Source organism: Pseudomonas sp. BCA17, assembly GCF_004519405.1.
In the GTDB taxonomy this organism is placed as follows: domain Bacteria; phylum Pseudomonadota; class Gammaproteobacteria; order Pseudomonadales; family Pseudomonadaceae; genus Aquipseudomonas.
The window spans coordinates 349,685-364,098 of record NZ_SGWI01000004.1 but is presented as its reverse complement, the minus strand read 5'-3'; the positions used below and the strand labels follow the sequence as shown (position 1 = coordinate 364,098).

12 protein-coding genes are annotated in these 14,414 nt (G+C 59.6%); 8 read left to right on the top strand and 4 right to left on the bottom strand.

Features of this window, described 5'->3' with window-relative positions; translation table 11 throughout:
• Positions 1 to 173: 173 nt before the first annotated feature.
• The 6 genes from fadB to EXW71_RS17790 all read left to right on the top strand — a co-directional run bounded on the left by fadB (position 174) and on the right by EXW71_RS17790 (position 7,687).
• Positions 174 to 2,321 (top strand): fatty acid oxidation complex subunit alpha FadB, encoded by a 2,148-nt coding sequence (gene fadB / locus EXW71_RS17815; protein ID WP_065902014.1) that lies wholly within the window; start codon positions 174 to 176, stop codon positions 2,319 to 2,321.
• Between the two features lie 29 nt (positions 2,322 to 2,350).
• The gene (gene fadA / locus EXW71_RS17810; RefSeq protein WP_123715097.1) at positions 2,351 to 3,526 is read left to right on the top strand and encodes an acetyl-CoA C-acyltransferase FadA; all 1,176 of its coding nucleotides are present in this window, start codon (positions 2,351 to 2,353) and stop codon (positions 3,524 to 3,526) included.
• 97 nt (positions 3,527 to 3,623) lie between these two features.
• Positions 3,624 to 3,860: a DUF1653 domain-containing protein gene (locus EXW71_RS17805; RefSeq protein WP_021490990.1), complete on the top strand. Its 237-nt coding sequence runs from the start codon at positions 3,624 to 3,626 to the stop codon at positions 3,858 to 3,860.
• A 114-nt stretch (positions 3,861 to 3,974) separates the two neighbouring features.
• Positions 3,975 to 6,596 carry a type I DNA topoisomerase gene (gene topA, locus EXW71_RS17800; RefSeq protein WP_134659624.1) on the top strand — a complete coding sequence of 874 codons (2,622 nt, stop codon included), beginning with the start codon at positions 3,975 to 3,977 and terminating at the stop codon, positions 6,594 to 6,596.
• Between the two features lie 205 nt (positions 6,597 to 6,801).
• Positions 6,802 to 7,323, top strand: coding sequence for a DUF6586 family protein (locus EXW71_RS17795; RefSeq protein WP_123715098.1), 522 nt, complete (start codon positions 6,802 to 6,804; stop codon positions 7,321 to 7,323).
• A 130-nt stretch (positions 7,324 to 7,453) separates the two neighbouring features.
• Positions 7,454 to 7,687 (top strand): hypothetical protein, encoded by a 234-nt coding sequence (locus tag EXW71_RS17790; RefSeq protein ID WP_017254451.1) that lies wholly within the window; start codon positions 7,454 to 7,456, stop codon positions 7,685 to 7,687.
• A gap of 232 nt (positions 7,688 to 7,919) precedes the next feature.
• Here EXW71_RS17790 and sulA read toward each other — a convergent pair whose 3' ends face one another.
• Positions 7,920 to 8,393, bottom strand: a complete 474-nt coding sequence (gene sulA / locus EXW71_RS17785; protein WP_134659626.1) for an SOS-induced cell division inhibitor SulA — start codon at positions 8,391 to 8,393, stop codon at positions 7,920 to 7,922.
• A gap of 10 nt (positions 8,394 to 8,403) precedes the next feature.
• Positions 8,404 to 9,012 (bottom strand): transcriptional repressor LexA, encoded by a 609-nt coding sequence (gene lexA / locus EXW71_RS17780; RefSeq protein ID WP_123715100.1) that lies wholly within the window; start codon positions 9,010 to 9,012, stop codon positions 8,404 to 8,406.
• Positions 9,013 to 9,274: 262 nt separating this feature from the next.
• On the opposite strand from lexA, the gene EXW71_RS17775 reads away from it, so the two are divergent.
• Positions 9,275 to 9,982: a TetR/AcrR family transcriptional regulator gene (locus EXW71_RS17775; RefSeq protein ID WP_053255043.1), complete on the top strand. Its 708-nt coding sequence runs from the start codon at positions 9,275 to 9,277 to the stop codon at positions 9,980 to 9,982.
• 153 nt (positions 9,983 to 10,135) lie between these two features.
• Entirely contained in the window at positions 10,136 to 11,143 is a 1,008-nt protein-coding gene (nagZ, locus tag EXW71_RS17770; protein ID WP_134659628.1) for a beta-N-acetylhexosaminidase, read from the top strand.
• On the opposite strand, the gene EXW71_RS17765 is transcribed toward nagZ, so the two are convergent.
• Both EXW71_RS17765 and EXW71_RS17760 read right to left on the bottom strand, forming a co-directional pair.
• Positions 11,140 to 13,830 (bottom strand): DEAD/DEAH box helicase, encoded by a 2,691-nt coding sequence (locus tag EXW71_RS17765; protein WP_134659631.1) that lies wholly within the window; start codon positions 13,828 to 13,830, stop codon positions 11,140 to 11,142. The genes nagZ and EXW71_RS17765 overlap by 4 nt on opposite strands.
• Before the next feature lie 9 nt (positions 13,831 to 13,839).
• Positions 13,840 to 14,409 (bottom strand): CsiV family protein, encoded by a 570-nt coding sequence (locus EXW71_RS17760; RefSeq protein ID WP_123715103.1) that lies wholly within the window; start codon positions 14,407 to 14,409, stop codon positions 13,840 to 13,842.
• Positions 14,410 to 14,414 lie beyond the last annotated feature (5 nt).

Sequence of the window (14,414 nt, the reverse complement as noted above, 5' to 3'; positions counted from 1 at the left end):
ACGGGCGTATGAATTGAGCGTTTGTCTGTCAGACCGCTCATACAGAATCCCGACTATCGCATTGGCGGGTGTGCCTGGCGGATTGGCATGAGCATTGACGCAACAGTCAATGTCCAACCAGAGGCCAGCGTTCAATGTGTACTGTTCAGCTTCCATATCGTGGAGATCAGTTGATGATTTACGAAGGTAAAGCCATCACGGTTAAGGCTCTTGAAAGTGGCATCGTCGAACTGAAATTCGACCTCAAGGGTGAGTCCGTCAACAAGTTCAACCGTCTAACCCTGAACGAACTGCGTCAGGCCGTAGATACCATCAAAGCAGATGCCTCGGTCAAGGGTGTGATCGTTTCCAGCGGCAAGGACGTGTTCATCGTCGGCGCTGACATCACCGAATTCGTCGACAACTTCAAGCTGCCCGATGCCGAGCTGGTGGCTGGCAACCTCGAAGCCAACAAGATTTTCAGCGATTTCGAAGACCTCAACGTACCAACGGTTGCCGCGATCAACGGCATCGCGTTGGGCGGCGGCCTGGAAATGTGCCTGGCCGCAGACTTTCGCGTCATGTCCGCCACGGCCAAGATCGGCCTGCCTGAAGTCAAGCTGGGCATCTACCCGGGTTTCGGCGGCACCGTACGCCTGCCGCGTCTGATCGGTGCCGACAACGCCATCGAGTGGATCGCCGCCGGCAAGGAAAACAAAGCGGAAGACGCGCTGAAAGTCGGTGCCGTCGATGCCGTGGTTGCGCCGGACAAGCTGGCCGAAGCCGCACTGAACCTGATCAAGGGCGCCATCAGCGGCGAATTTGACTACAAGGCCAAGCGTCAGCCGAAGCTGGAAAAGCTCAAGCTCAACGCCATTGAACAAATGATGTCGTTCGAAACCGCCAAAGGCTTTGTGGCGGGTCAAGCCGGCCCGAACTACCCGGCGCCGGTTGAAGCGATCAAGACTATCCAGAAGGCCGCGAACTTCGGTCGCGACAAAGCCCTGGAAGTGGAAGCGGCAGGCTTCGTCAAACTGGCGAAAACCTCGGCGGCCCAGAGCCTGATCGGCCTGTTCCTGAACGATCAGGAATTGAAGAAAAAGGCCAAGGCCTATGACGAAATCGCCAAGGACGTGAAACAGGCTGCCGTACTCGGCGCCGGTATCATGGGCGGCGGTATCGCCTATCAGTCGGCGTCCAAAGGCACGCCGATCCTGATGAAAGACATCAACGAGCACGGCATCGAGCAGGGCCTGGCGGAAGCCGCCAAGCTGCTGGTCGGTCGTGTGGACAAGGGTCGTATGACCGCCGCGAAGATGGCTGAAGTGCTTAACGGCATTCGCCCTACGCTGTCCTACGGCGATTTCGGCCACGTCGACCTGGTGGTCGAAGCGGTTGTCGAGAACCCGAAGGTCAAGCAAGCCGTACTGGCCGAGGTGGAAGCCCAGGTGAAGGACGACACTATCCTGGCCTCGAACACCTCGACCATTTCCATCAGCTTGCTGGCCAAGGCCCTCAAGCGTCCGGAAAATTTCGTCGGCATGCACTTCTTCAACCCGGTGCACATGATGCCGCTGGTGGAAGTGATCCGTGGCGAGAAGTCCAGCGAGCTGGCCATTGCCACCACCGTTGCCTATGCCAAGAAAATGGGCAAGAACCCGATCGTGGTCAACGACTGCCCGGGCTTCCTGGTCAACCGCGTGCTGTTCCCGTACTTCGGCGGTTTCGCCAAGCTGGTCAGCGCCGGCGTGGATTTCGTGCGCATCGACAAGGTCATGGAAAAATTCGGCTGGCCGATGGGCCCGGCGTACCTGATGGACGTGGTCGGCATCGACACCGGCCACCACGGTCGCGACGTAATGGCTGAGGGCTTCCCGGACCGCATGAAAGACGACCGCCGCTCGGCGATCGACGCGCTGTACGAGGCCAAGCGTCTGGGCCAGAAGAACGGCAAGGGTTTCTACGCCTACGAGGCCGACAAGAAGGGCAAGCAGAAGAAAGTGGCCGACCCTTCGGTTCACGAAGTGCTCGCGCCGGTCATTTACGAACAGCGTGAGGTGTCCGACGAGGACATCATCAACTGGATGATGATCGCCCTGTGCCTGGAAACCGTGCGCTGCCTGGAAGATGGCATCGTTGAAACCGCCGCCGAAGCCGATATGGGCCTGGTGTACGGTATTGGTTTCCCTCCATTCCGTGGCGGTGCGCTGCGTTACATCGACTCGATCGGTGTGGCTGAGTTCGTTGCCCTGGCTGACAAATACGCTGATCTGGGCCCGCTGTACCACCCGACCGCGAAGCTGCGTGAAATGGCCAAGAACGGCCAGAGCTTCTTCGGCTAAGCGCCCAGACGACTAGAGCGAGAATATTTATGAGCTTGAATCCAAGAGACGTGGTGATTGTCGACTTCGGTCGCACACCGATGGGCCGCTCCAAGGGCGGCATGCACCGCAACACCCGTGCCGAAGACATGTCGGCGCACCTGATCAGCAAGCTGCTGGAGCGCAACGTCAAGGTCGACCCGAACGAAGTCGAGGACGTGATCTGGGGCTGCGTCAACCAGACCCTGGAGCAGGGCTGGAACATCGCGCGCATGGCGTCGCTGATGACCCAGATCCCGCACACGGCCGCCGGCCAGACTGTCAGCCGTCTGTGCGGTTCGTCGATGAGCGCGCTGCACACTGCCGCGCAGGCGATCATGACCGGTAACGGTGATGTCTTCGTGGTCGGTGGCGTGGAGCACATGGGCCACGTGAGCATGATGCACGGCGTCGACCCGAACCCGCACATGTCGCTGTACGCGGCAAAAGCCTCGGGCATGATGGGCCTGACCGCAGAAATGCTCGGCAAAATGCACGGCATTACCCGCGAAGCCCAGGACGCGTTCGGCCTGCGTTCCCACCAGTTGGCCCACAAGGCGACCGTGGAAGGCAAGTTCAAGGATGAAATCATCCCGATGAACGGCTACGACGAGAACGGTTTCCTGAAGCTGTTCGACTACGACGAAACCATCCGTCCGGACACCACCCTGGAAAGCCTGGCGGCTTTGAAGCCGGCCTTCAATCCAAAGGGTGGCACCGTGACAGCCGGTACTTCGTCGCAGATCACCGACGGTGCTTCGTGCATGATCGTGATGTCGGCGCAACGTGCCCAGGACCTGGGTATCCAGCCGATGGCCGTGATCCGTTCGATGGCTGTGGCGGGTGTGGACCCCGCGATCATGGGCTATGGTCCAGTACCGGCCACACAAAAAGCCTTGAAGCGCGCGGGCCTGACCATCAACGACATCGACTTCTTCGAGCTCAACGAAGCTTTCGCCGCACAGGCCCTGCCAGTGCTGAAAGATCTGAAAGTACTCGACAAGATGAACGAGAAGGTTAACCTGCACGGCGGTGCGATTGCCTTGGGCCACCCATTCGGTTGCTCCGGTGCACGTATTTCCGGCACTCTGCTTAACGTGATGAAGCAAAATGGCGGCAACCTTGGGGTTGCGACCATGTGCATTGGCCTCGGCCAAGGCATTTCCACCGTCTTCGAACGCGTCTAAACGTTTCGTCGACGGAAGCCGGGGCCCAGTGCCCCGGTTTTTGTTTTTTGGAATTTTTAATATTTTTTTTCAACAAATTTTGTAAGAGGGCCAGAGCATGAAAGTCGAACCAGGGCTCTACCAGCATTATAAAGGTCCGCAGTACCGCGTTTTTAATGTGGCGCGGCACTCCGAGACCGAAGAGGAAGTGGTGTTCTACCAAGCACTGTATGGCGATTACGGCTTTTGGGTGCGCCCATTGAGCATGTTCCTGGAGACCGTCGAAGTTGACGGCGAGCAGGTCCCGCGCTTTGCTTTGGTCCAGGCCGAACCCAGCCTTTTTTCAGGGCAATAACGGCAGGCCGCGCAGAATGCTGCGCTTGACCTCACCTTGTTGCCACTATATATAGCGTTGCCGCGACAGGCGCCAACTGCCTTTCACTTCTCGAATTCAGGAATTTTCCGATCCATGGGCAAATCGCTGGTCATTGTGGAATCCCCGGCTAAGGCCAAGACCATCAACAAGTACTTGGGCAACGAGTACGTGGTGAAGTCGAGTATCGGCCATATCCGAGACCTGCCCACCAGCGGTTCGGCTAGCGCCAGCAAGGAGCCTGCAGCCAAGCGCGGCAAGGCGGCTGCGGGCGAAGGCCCGGTGCTCAGCCCTAAAGAGAAAGCGCGCAAGCAGCTGGTCTCGCGTATGGGGGTGGACCCGGATCATGGCTGGAAGGCCAAGTACGAAATCCTTCCGGGCAAGGAAAAGGTCATCGAAGAGCTGCGCCGGCTCGCCAAGGATGCTGACACCATCTATCTCGCAACGGACTTGGACCGCGAAGGGGAGGCTATTGCCTGGCACCTGCGGGAAGCCATTGGCGGTGACGACAGCCGCTACAAGCGCGTGGTGTTCAACGAAATCACCAAAAAAGCCATTCAGGAAGCCTTCTCCAAGCCGGGCGAGCTGGATATCGACCGGGTCAATGCGCAGCAGGCACGGCGGTTCCTCGACCGCGTGGTGGGTTACATGGTTTCGCCACTGCTGTGGGCCAAGATCGCCCGTGGCCTGTCCGCCGGCCGTGTGCAATCGGTAGCGGTGAAGCTGGTGGTGGAGCGTGAGCGCGAGATCCGTGCGTTCAACCCTGAAGAATATTGGGAAGTCCACGCTGACCTGGCCACTGTCAAGGGCGCCAACGTGCGCTTTGAAGTAGCCCGCGAGAAAGGCGAGGCCTTCAAGCCGCTGAACGAAGCCCAGGCCATGGCCGCGCTGGATAAGCTCAAGGCTTCCAGCTACAGCATCGTCAAGCGCGAAGACAAACCGACCAGCAGCAAGCCATCGGCGCCGTTCATCACCTCCACCCTGCAGCAGGCAGCGAGCAACCGCCTGGGCTTCGGTGTGAAGAAAACCATGATGATGGCCCAGCGTCTGTATGAAGCCGGCTACATCACGTATATGCGTACCGACTCTACCAACCTGTCGGTGGACGCGGTAGCAATGGCACGTACTTATATCGAAAGCGAGTTCGGCACGAAGTACTTGCCGGAGAAGCCGAACGTCTACAGCAGCAAGGAAGGCGCCCAGGAGGCTCACGAAGCGATTCGTCCTTCCGACGCCAATACCACGCCGGCCAAGCTGAGCGGCATGGAGCGCGACGCTGAGCGCCTCTATGAGCTGATCTGGCGCCAATTCCTGGCCTGCCAGATGCTGCCGGCGCAATACCTGTCCACTACCGTCACCGTGGCGGCGTCGGACTTCGAGCTGCGTGCCAAGGGCCGCATCCTCAAGTTCGATGGCTACACCCGTGTGATGCCGCAGATTGCCAAGCCAGGCGACGATGATGTGCTGCCGGACATGGCCCAGGGCGATAACCTCAAGCTGATCAAGCTTGATCCGTCCCAGCACTTCACCAAGCCGCCGGCGCGTTATTCGGAAGCCAGCCTGGTAAAAGAGATGGAGAAGCGTGGTATCGGTCGTCCTTCGACTTATGCCGCGATCATCTCCACCATCCAGGACCGCGGCTACGTGGCGCTGCATAACCGCCGTTTCTATTCGGAAAAAATGGGCGACATCGTTACTGAGCGTTTGTCCGAGAGCTTCTCCAACCTGATGGACTACGGCTTCACCGCCGGCATGGAGGAGAACCTCGACGACGTGGCCCAGGGCGAGCGCGACTGGAAAAACGTACTCGACGAGTTCTACGGCGACTTCAAGAACAAACTCGAAGTGGCCGAAAGCCCTGAGAGCGGCATGCGTGCCAACCAGCCGGTGATGACCGACATCCCATGCCAGACCTGCGGGCGTCCGATGCAGATTCGTACGGCGTCCACCGGCGTATTCCTCGGCTGCTCGGGCTACAGCCTGCCGCCAAAAGAACGCTGCAAGGCGACGGTCAACCTGGTGCCGGGTGATGAAATCGCCGCCGATGACGAGGGCGAATCCGAATCGCTGGTACTGCGTGGCAAGCACCGGTGCCCGATCTGCAGCACGGCGATGGATGCCTACCTGCTGGACGAGAAGCACAAGCTGCACATCTGCGGTAACAACCCGGATTGCAATGGTTACGAGATCGAAGAGGGCACCTACCGCATCAAGGGCTACGAAGGTCCGAGCCTGGAATGCGATAAGTGCGGCAGCGAGATGCAGCTCAAGACCGGGCGTTTCGGCAAGTTCTTCGGTTGCACCAACCCGACCTGCAAAAACACCCGCAAGCTGCTGAAGAGCGGTGATGCGGCGCCGCCGAAGATGGACCCGGTGAAGATGCCTGAGCTTAAGTGCGAGAAGGTCAACGACACCTACATCCTGCGTGACGGTGCTTCGGGTCTGTTCCTGGCGGCCAGCCAGTTCCCGAAAAACCGCGAGACCCGTGCACCGCTGGTGCTGGAGATCGTGCCGCACAAGGATGAAATCGATCCGAAGTACCACTTCCTGTGTGAAGCGCCAAAGAAAGATCCGGACGGTCGCCCGGCCGTGATCCGCTACAGCCGCAAGACCAAGGAGCAGTACGTGCAGACCGAAGTGGAAGGCAAGCCTACCGGCTGGAAAGCCTTCTACGACGGCGGCAAGTGGAAAGTCGAAGATAAGCGTCAAGGCGCTTGATCGACTGACCTGCGAGACATAAAGGCCGCCTGCACAGGCGGCCTTTTTTTGGGGCTGGAGTGAGGGGGACGCCCGGTCCTTGCTTGCGAAAATCGTTAGCGATGACGCGGGAAGTCTGATACACCACTGCGTTCTCAGGTTTTCGCGAGTAAACTCGCTCCTGCACAGCCAGCATTACGCCTCTTTCGTTGCGGAGACTGCCGTTATGGCCAACGAACTCTATACCCGTACCAACCAGAAAATTTACTTCGCGGGTTTGTCCCTGGAAGCCCTTGGCCGTGCCGAGGAAGGGAAGGAGATGAATGCCATCGCGCTGGTCCAGGCGGGGCGTGAGGCCGCGTTATTCCATCTGTATGGCGCCTTGCTGGGGTTGTGCCATGAAATTGCCGGGTTCTATCGCCTGCCCCAGGCCGGCTCACCTCGTGCCGAGATGATCATCAGCCGTGAAGTGCTGGACACCATGGCCATCCCTGAACTGGCTGAATTGGTAGAAATGGCTCAAAGCCCTGACAGTTGGGTAGCTCGCTTGCTCAAGGCCCATGCCGATATGTTCCAGCCTCCACGGGTTCGCCACGTGCCCAAGGGGGATGTGACCCAGCCGCTGATTGTCGCGGTCGCCCTGGAAGAGGATGAGCCAAAGCCGTTGAGCCGCGAAGAGCTGGAGAGCTGGCGTCAGGAGCTGAAAAAGATGGCGTTGCGGTTTCGGGAAGGGTTGAACGAGTGCTGAGGCACCCCCATTATTCTGGTGCACAGCACAAAGAACCGTTCATCAAGCTGTAAAGAAACCTCTTCAGATCCTCTGCGGGGCTGGGTGGATGACTGATATAATCCCGGCCTTTCGTGGAGAACACATTTTTATGCCGACGTCCTTTCTGGAAATTGTTGAGTTGCCTGACGGCCGAATCGAGCTGCGCCGGGCTGAGGACGAGGGTTCTCTGGTTATTCTGGATTTTTCCGAGGACGCAAAAGCGTTCCTGCAGGGCCAGCACGTGGAAGTGGCCAAAGCCATGTTGAGCGTGGGCGTGCAGATGGCTGGTCGTCTGGCGGAAGGCGAGCCCGAGAAGGAAGATGGGCCGCGCGTGCTTCACTGAGTGCTGCTTTGTGTGCCGCGGGCTCCTTATGGTGACAAGCTGCCGTGGTGAACAGGGCTTGCCCGCACTGGATGCGAAGCGGCTCTGAATTGATTGATGCGGTATATCAGGTATTCCACGGTGCCTGGTTGTGGTCTGCTTTGCAGCCCCCGCGCGGGGCAAGCCCGCTCAACACGCTGGTCCGTTAACCACTGGCTCCCTTCGTCAGAGGGCCATTCAGCGGCACACCCCTTTATCCCAATCGAATATTCAAGCTTTGTGCATCGCCTTCGCGCGCGGCACTGATCAACTGTTGCTTCGTGGTGGCATTGATCGGGTTCAACCAACTGACGACTGTATGGCTACGGCCCAGTCGCAAAGCTTCACAGGTCAATTGCTGAGCACTTTGCGCACCGCGTGGCTGCAGCAGCAGGATGCGTTCGCGGTTGAGGCCGGCATCCCGCAGCCAGGCCTGAGTCAGGCTGGCGGGCGGGGCGATCAGCGTCAGCCAGCGTGCGTCTTTCTCTTCGCTCAGTTCGCGAAGGATCGGCGCCAGCAGGTTCAGGCAGCTCTCGGCAGCGCCGCGCAACGACAGCTCGCTGAACGCCTCGGGTTCGGCGCTCCAGGGGGCGTCGGCCGCCTCCTTGAGGGTGGGCACAAGAGGTTGAGCCATGAAGGCCTCGAACAGCGACAGTTGTGTGTGCTGTGGGGTGTGCACGAGCTGCATGGTGCCTCCTTTAGCGACGAATGACGCCGACGCTCAGGCCTTCGATGACCAGGTCCTGATCTTTAAGGTTGACTTCGATCGGGGCGAACTCAGGGTTTTCGGCCATTAGCCAGACCTTGCTGCCTTCACGTTTGAAGCGCTTGACGGTCACTTCATCGCCGATACGGGCCACCACGATCTGGCCATTACGGGCTTCGCGGGTGGTGTGGACGGCCAGCAGGTCTCCGTCGAATATGCCCACATCCTTCATGCTCATGCCTTGAACCCGTAACAGGTAGTCGGCACGCGGATGGAAGAAGGTCGGGTTAATGTTGCAGGACTCCTCGACGTGCTGCTGCGCCAGGATTGGTGCGCCGGCAGCGACGCGGCCGATAATGGGCAGCGTCGACTCATCGGCCTTGGCTTCGAAACCAGGGATGCGAATACCGCGTGAAGCACCTGGAGTCATTTCGATCGCGCCTTTACGGGCGAGGGCCTTGAGGTGTTCTTCGGCGGCGTTGGGAGACTTGAATCCCAGTTCCAGCGCAATTTCCGCTCGGGTCGGCGGGTAGCCGTTGTCATCAAGGCAGCGCTTGATAAAAGCCAGAATCTCAGCTTGGCGTGGCGTCAGTTTTAGCATGTTGATCGCTCTGTCTTTTTATACAGTGACTGGGATTATATACAGTGGACTGCGCTTGGCAATCATCCTTTTTGAGCGCTCCGCTGGACGGTCATTCGTCAGTCGTCCTGCGGGGCAGAGACAGCGCTGCCTACAGAGCACGAAGGATGTGATTAAATAGCCATCAAATCGATGACTGCCCGGCCGGAAAATGGACCGCAGGCTTGACAAGACATACTCTGAAACGTATGTTTCAAACAAGTGTTTGTCAGGCGGAGTAGCCATGGCCCAGTCGGAAACCGTTGAACGCATTCTCGATGCTGCCGAGCAGTTGTTCGCGGAAAAAGGATTTGCTGAAACCTCATTGCGTCTGATCACCAGCAAGGCTGGGGTCAACCTCGCGGCAGTGAATTACCATTTCGGCTCGAAAAAAGCCCTGATCCAGGCGGTGTTCTCGCGCTTCCTGGGACCGTTCTGCGCCAGCCTCGACCGTGAGCTGGAGCGCCGCCAGACCAAGCCGGAAAACAAGCCCAGCCTGGAAGACCTGCTGGAAATCCTGGTCGAGCAGGCGCTGGTGGTGCAACCGCGCAGCGGCAACGACCTGTCGATCTTCATGCGTCTATTGGGCTTGGCGTTCAGCCAGAGCCAGGGTCACCTGCGGCGTTATCTTGAAGATATGTACGGCAAGGTGTTTCGCCGTTACATGTTGCTGGTCAACGAAGCCGCTCCCCGTATTCCGCCGATCGAACTGTTCTGGCGTGTGCATTTCATGCTCGGTGCGGCGGCCTTCAGTATGTCTGGGATCAAAGCCTTGCGCGCCATTGCCGAGACCGATTTCGGCGTGAATACTTCCATCGAGCAGGTGATGCGCCTGATGGTGCCGTTCCTCGCCGCAGGCATGCGTGCCGAAACCGGTGTGACCGATCAAGCGATGGCCGCTGCTCAATTGCGCCCACGCAGCAAATCGACACCGGCCGTCGCCAAAGCGTGACCGCCCCGGGTGTGCGTGGCTGCTTGCATCCGCTAAGCTAGCTGCCATGCCGATTTCAGCTATTGACTCACAACCCGTTGCTTTCACTCAGTGCCCAGGATGCCGGGCGCCATGTGAGGGCAACGGGTTGTGTGCGTTATTTAAGGAAGGTTTATGACTGCTGCCCTGCAAGGTTCTTTGATGGTTGACGTGGCCGGTACCTGGCTGACGGCTGAGGACCGTCACCTGTTGCGCCAACCGGAAGTGGGCGGGCTGATTATTTTTGCGCGCAATATCGAGCACCCGCGCCAGGTCCGCGAACTGAGCGCGGCGATTCGTGCCGTGCGCCCGGACTTGCTGTTGGCGGTCGACCAGGAAGGCGGTCGTGTACAGCGCCTGCGCCAGGGTTTTGTGCGTTTGCCGGCCATGCGCGCCCTGGCGGATAACCCCAACGCCGAGTACCTGGCCGAACAGTGTGGCTGGATCATGGCGACCGAGGTGCTGGCTGTGGGCCTTGACCTGAGCTTTGCTCCGGTTCTGGACCTGGATTACCAGCGCAGCGCCGTGGTGGGTACGCGCTCCTTCGAAGGCGACCCTGAACGCGCCGCCGTGCTTGCCGGAGCCTTTATTCGCGGCATGAACAGCGCCGGCATGGCCGCCACCGGGAAACACTTCCCCGGTCACGGTTGGGCTGAGGCCGACTCCCACGTCGCTATTCCCACTGACGAACGCAGCCTGGAACAGATTCGCGCCAACGACCTGGTGCCTTTCGCACGCCTTGGCAAGCAGTTGGCGGCAGTGATGCCTGCACACGTGATCTATCCGCAAGTTGATTCTCAGCCCGCAGGTTTCTCGCGCCGCTGGCTGCAGGACATCCTGCGCGGTGAGTTGCAGTTCGACGGGGTCATTTTCAGTGATGACCTGTCCATGGCCGGTGCTCACGTAGTGGGCGACGCGGCCAGCCGTATCGAAGCTGCGCTGACAGCGGGCTGCGACATGGGGTTGGTGTGCAACGATCGTGCTGCCGCCGAGCTTGCACTCAGCGCGGCGCAGCGCATGAAGGTCAAGCCATCGGCACGCATTGCACGCATGCGCGGCCAGGCCATTGCGTCGACGGACTACAAGCAGGACCCGCGCTGGCTGACAGCGCTCACGGCTTTGCGGAGCGCGCAGTTGATCTAGCGTTTTTCCTGCTTATTGGGCAGCGGCGCAAACAGCGCTTCGATATCCTCGTTGCCCAATTGCCAATCCCCGGTCGTGCGTCCATCCAGCACGCCCGCCGCCAAGTCGGACTTCTCTTTCTGCAGGTGTTGGATTTTCTCCTCCACCGTGCCACGGGCAATCATCTTGTACACGAATACCGGCTTCTCTTGCCCGATGCGGTAGGCGCGGTCGGTGGCCTGGTTTTCCGTGGCCGGGTTCCACCATGGGTCGTAATGGATCACGGTATCGGCTTCGGTCAGGTTCAAGCCCACGCCGCCAGCCTTCAGGCTGATCAGAAAAATCTGCAGTTTGCCGCTCTGGAAGTCCTTCACGGGTGTACGCCGATCCCGGGTCTGGCCAGTCAACAATGCGTAGGCGATGCCACGCTTTTCGAGCTCGGTTTCGATCAGGCTCAGCATCGAGGTGAACTGGGAAAACAGCAGAATGCGCCGACCTTCTTCAAACAGCTCTTCGAGCATTTGCATCAGGCTATCGAGCTTGCCCGAACTGCTGCCACGCACGGGCAGGGTGGCATCGTTGACCAGGCGCAGGTCGCAGCACACCTGGCGTAGCTTGAGCAGTGCTTCAAGAATGATGATCTGGCTACGTGCTACGCCTTTGCGGGTGATCTCGTCGCGCACCTTCTTGTCCATCGCCAACCGCATGGTCTCGTATACGTCGCGCTGGGCCTCATTGAGCTCGACCCAGTGGATAATCTCGGTCTTGGGTGGCAACTCGGTCGCCACCTGCTCCTTGGTGCGGCGCAGCAGGAACGGTTTGATCCGACCGTTAAGGTGCTGCAATCGCACATCACTGGCGCGTTTTTCGATGGGTACGCGGTAATCGCGGTTGAAGCTTTTTACGTCGCCCAGCCAGCCCGGCAGCAGGAAGTGGAACAGCGACCACAACTCGCCCAAGTGGTTTTCCAGTGGCGTACCGCTCAGGCATAGGCGCTGCCGTGCATTCAGCTCGCGCGCCGCCTGGGCCGCCTTGCTGCCGGGGTTCTTGATGTATTGGGCTTCGTCGAGGATCAGTACGTGCAAGGGCAGGGCGGCGAGCTGTTCGATGTCCTTGGGCAGCAACGCATAGGTGGTCAGCAGCAGGTCATAGTCCTGCAGGTTCGGGAAATGTTTCTTGCGTCCCGCGCCGTACAGCGCCATCACCCTGAGCTGCGGTGTGAAGTGCGCCGCTTCATCCAGCCAGTTGGGAATCAGGCTGGTGGGCATCACGACCATGCACGGCCGGTCCAGGCGCCCGGCGTTTTTTTCAGTGAGAATATGCGCCAGGGTTTGCAGGGTTTTGCCCAGGCCCATGTCATCCGCAAGAATCCCGCCGACGTCCAGTTGGCGCAGCGACTGCATCCAGCTCAAGCCTTCCAGCTGATACGGGCGCAACGTCGCGTTCAGCCCTTCGGGCGCGACGCAGGTAAAATCCTTGATGTCGCGCAGGCGCTGGGCAAAGTTGCGGATTTTCTCGCCACCCTCCCATTGCAGCGGCAAGTCTTCCAGCGGGTTCAGGCGAATCGCGTCGGCCTTGGCCAGGCGCAGCGCCGTGGTACCGGGTTCCTGCAGATAAAACTCGCCGAGGGTGGCCAATACGGGTTTCAACCGGCCATAAGGCAGCGCCACTTGCAGCGGCCCATGACCATTGGGCAGCCCCGGAATATTCACCAGGATCAACTCGTCGTCGCGGCGCCGTGCGAGTTTTTCCGGGTTGAGAATTTCCGTGTGGGAGCGCATCAGGTTCAACAGGATCGGCAGCAGGCTCAGTCGCTCGCCGTTGACGATAATCCCCAGCTCCAGATCGAACCAATCGCGCTCCTGCCCTTCATCGACCGTTGCGTACCAGTCATCGACGGTACTCAGGTCGAAGCCGAAGTCTTCATCGATCTGCAATTCCCAACCTTCGTTGCGCAAGGTGGGCGATGCATTGAGGGTGAAGTTCAGCCAGGCGCTGTCATTGACCATTTCGAACAGTTCGCCGGCACTTTCCGGCAGGGCTTTGCTCTGGCGCGTGGCGATCTTGAAACCCAGCAGGCGCAATTGCTCACGATACCGCTGCTCCAGTTCGGGATGACGCTTGATGCGCAGGCTCTGGGTGTCCTGGCGTACGATGATGTCAGCGTTTTTCTGCCCGCTGACGTAGTTACCCAGGTAATTGAACGACAACGCCGCACGGTGCTGGATATAGCGTTGCATCTTGCCGTTGCGCGGCTCGAACGCACTGAATTCGGCGCTGGCCAGCCACAAGCGCGGTACGGGCGGCACATCTTCCATCACGACTTGCGGCAACACCACGCGGTTGTCCAGCACGGCCTGGAGCTTTTCCAGCAACTCGGCATCCTGGGCGGCGGCTGGGAAGGCGAGGGTCTCCTGGACCTTGAGCAACACCGCCGCGATGTGTTTGCAGTTGGTGTGCACCGGGCAGGTACAGCGGCTGTCCACCAGGATAAGTGTGCCTTTGGCCGACTCGCGCAATGAAATGGTCTGCCGGTAAACGTTGCCGGCGGAGCCTTCGCAACTGGCGACGATCGTGCTGTCGCCGGACTCGACGATGCGCACGCGATTTTCCAGTGCGTAACGCCGCCCGCGCTCAAGGCTCTGCTCTTTAAAGCGATTGGCCCACGAAGGGGCCAGCGGTTTGGTCAACGACGACGTCAGGGGCATGGCGCTGGATCAGTCCTGCATGTCGGGCGGTGGTGCGCTGGGTGGCTTGGCGGTCAGCGAAGTGATCTTGATCAGCAGCGCCAGATGGCCGCCATCCAGGTAATTGAGCTGGTTGTTTTTGGTGCGCACGTCTTTCTGGGCCAGGTGCTCGCTGGCGATCACGCTGCCATTGCTGTCGAACTGGTTGATCCAGAAGTCGGCGTCGATATCGGTGAAACGGCCCAATTGCAGGTTCAGCACGCCTTCGACAGGGAACTGGCCGAATTGCTCCTGGCCGTCGGTGATCGCGACTTTCACCGGTTGATCGCCGAGGTTCTGCTCCCAGGCTTTGTGCGCCACCACGGTGTAGCTGCTGTCGGCACTGAGCTTGTCGACGATGTTGCTCAGGCGCGGCGGGCTCATTTTATCGCTGCCCAGGTGTACAGCCCCGCTGTCCCAGTTTTCCGGCGCGGCGCGACTGTTGATCACCGGCTCCGCATTCTGGCGCACCAGGATCATTTCCACCTGATACAGGCTGTCGGCAAATGCCGAAGGTGCGAGTACCGCCAACAGCAGGCTTAGAGTGCGGAGCAGGCGCATGGTGG

Bases quoted from the DNA above. Each gene is read 5' to 3' on its own strand.
- sulA (WP_134659626.1), bottom strand. From the start codon at position 8,393: ATGCAGCTCGTGCACACCCCACAGCACACACAACTGTCGCTGTTCGAG.
- EXW71_RS17775 (WP_053255043.1), top strand. From the start codon at position 9,275: ATGGCCCAGTCGGAAACCGTTGAACGCATTCTCGATGCTGCCGAGCAG.
- EXW71_RS17805 (WP_021490990.1), top strand. From the start codon at position 3,624: ATGAAAGTCGAACCAGGGCTCTACCAGCATTATAAAGGTCCGCAGTAC.
- nagZ (WP_134659628.1), top strand. From the start codon at position 10,136: ATGACTGCTGCCCTGCAAGGTTCTTTGATGGTTGACGTGGCCGGTACC.
- EXW71_RS17795 (WP_123715098.1), top strand. From the start codon at position 6,802: ATGGCCAACGAACTCTATACCCGTACCAACCAGAAAATTTACTTCGCG.
- EXW71_RS17790 (WP_017254451.1), top strand. From the start codon at position 7,454: ATGCCGACGTCCTTTCTGGAAATTGTTGAGTTGCCTGACGGCCGAATC.
- lexA (WP_123715100.1), bottom strand. From the start codon at position 9,012: ATGCTAAAACTGACGCCACGCCAAGCTGAGATTCTGGCTTTTATCAAG.
- EXW71_RS17765 (WP_134659631.1), bottom strand. From the start codon at position 13,830: ATGCCCCTGACGTCGTCGTTGACCAAACCGCTGGCCCCTTCGTGGGCC.
- topA (WP_134659624.1), top strand. From the start codon at position 3,975: ATGGGCAAATCGCTGGTCATTGTGGAATCCCCGGCTAAGGCCAAGACC.
- EXW71_RS17760 (WP_123715103.1), bottom strand. From the start codon at position 14,409: ATGCGCCTGCTCCGCACTCTAAGCCTGCTGTTGGCGGTACTCGCACCT.
- fadA (WP_123715097.1), top strand. From the start codon at position 2,351: ATGAGCTTGAATCCAAGAGACGTGGTGATTGTCGACTTCGGTCGCACA.
- fadB (WP_065902014.1), top strand. From the start codon at position 174: ATGATTTACGAAGGTAAAGCCATCACGGTTAAGGCTCTTGAAAGTGGC.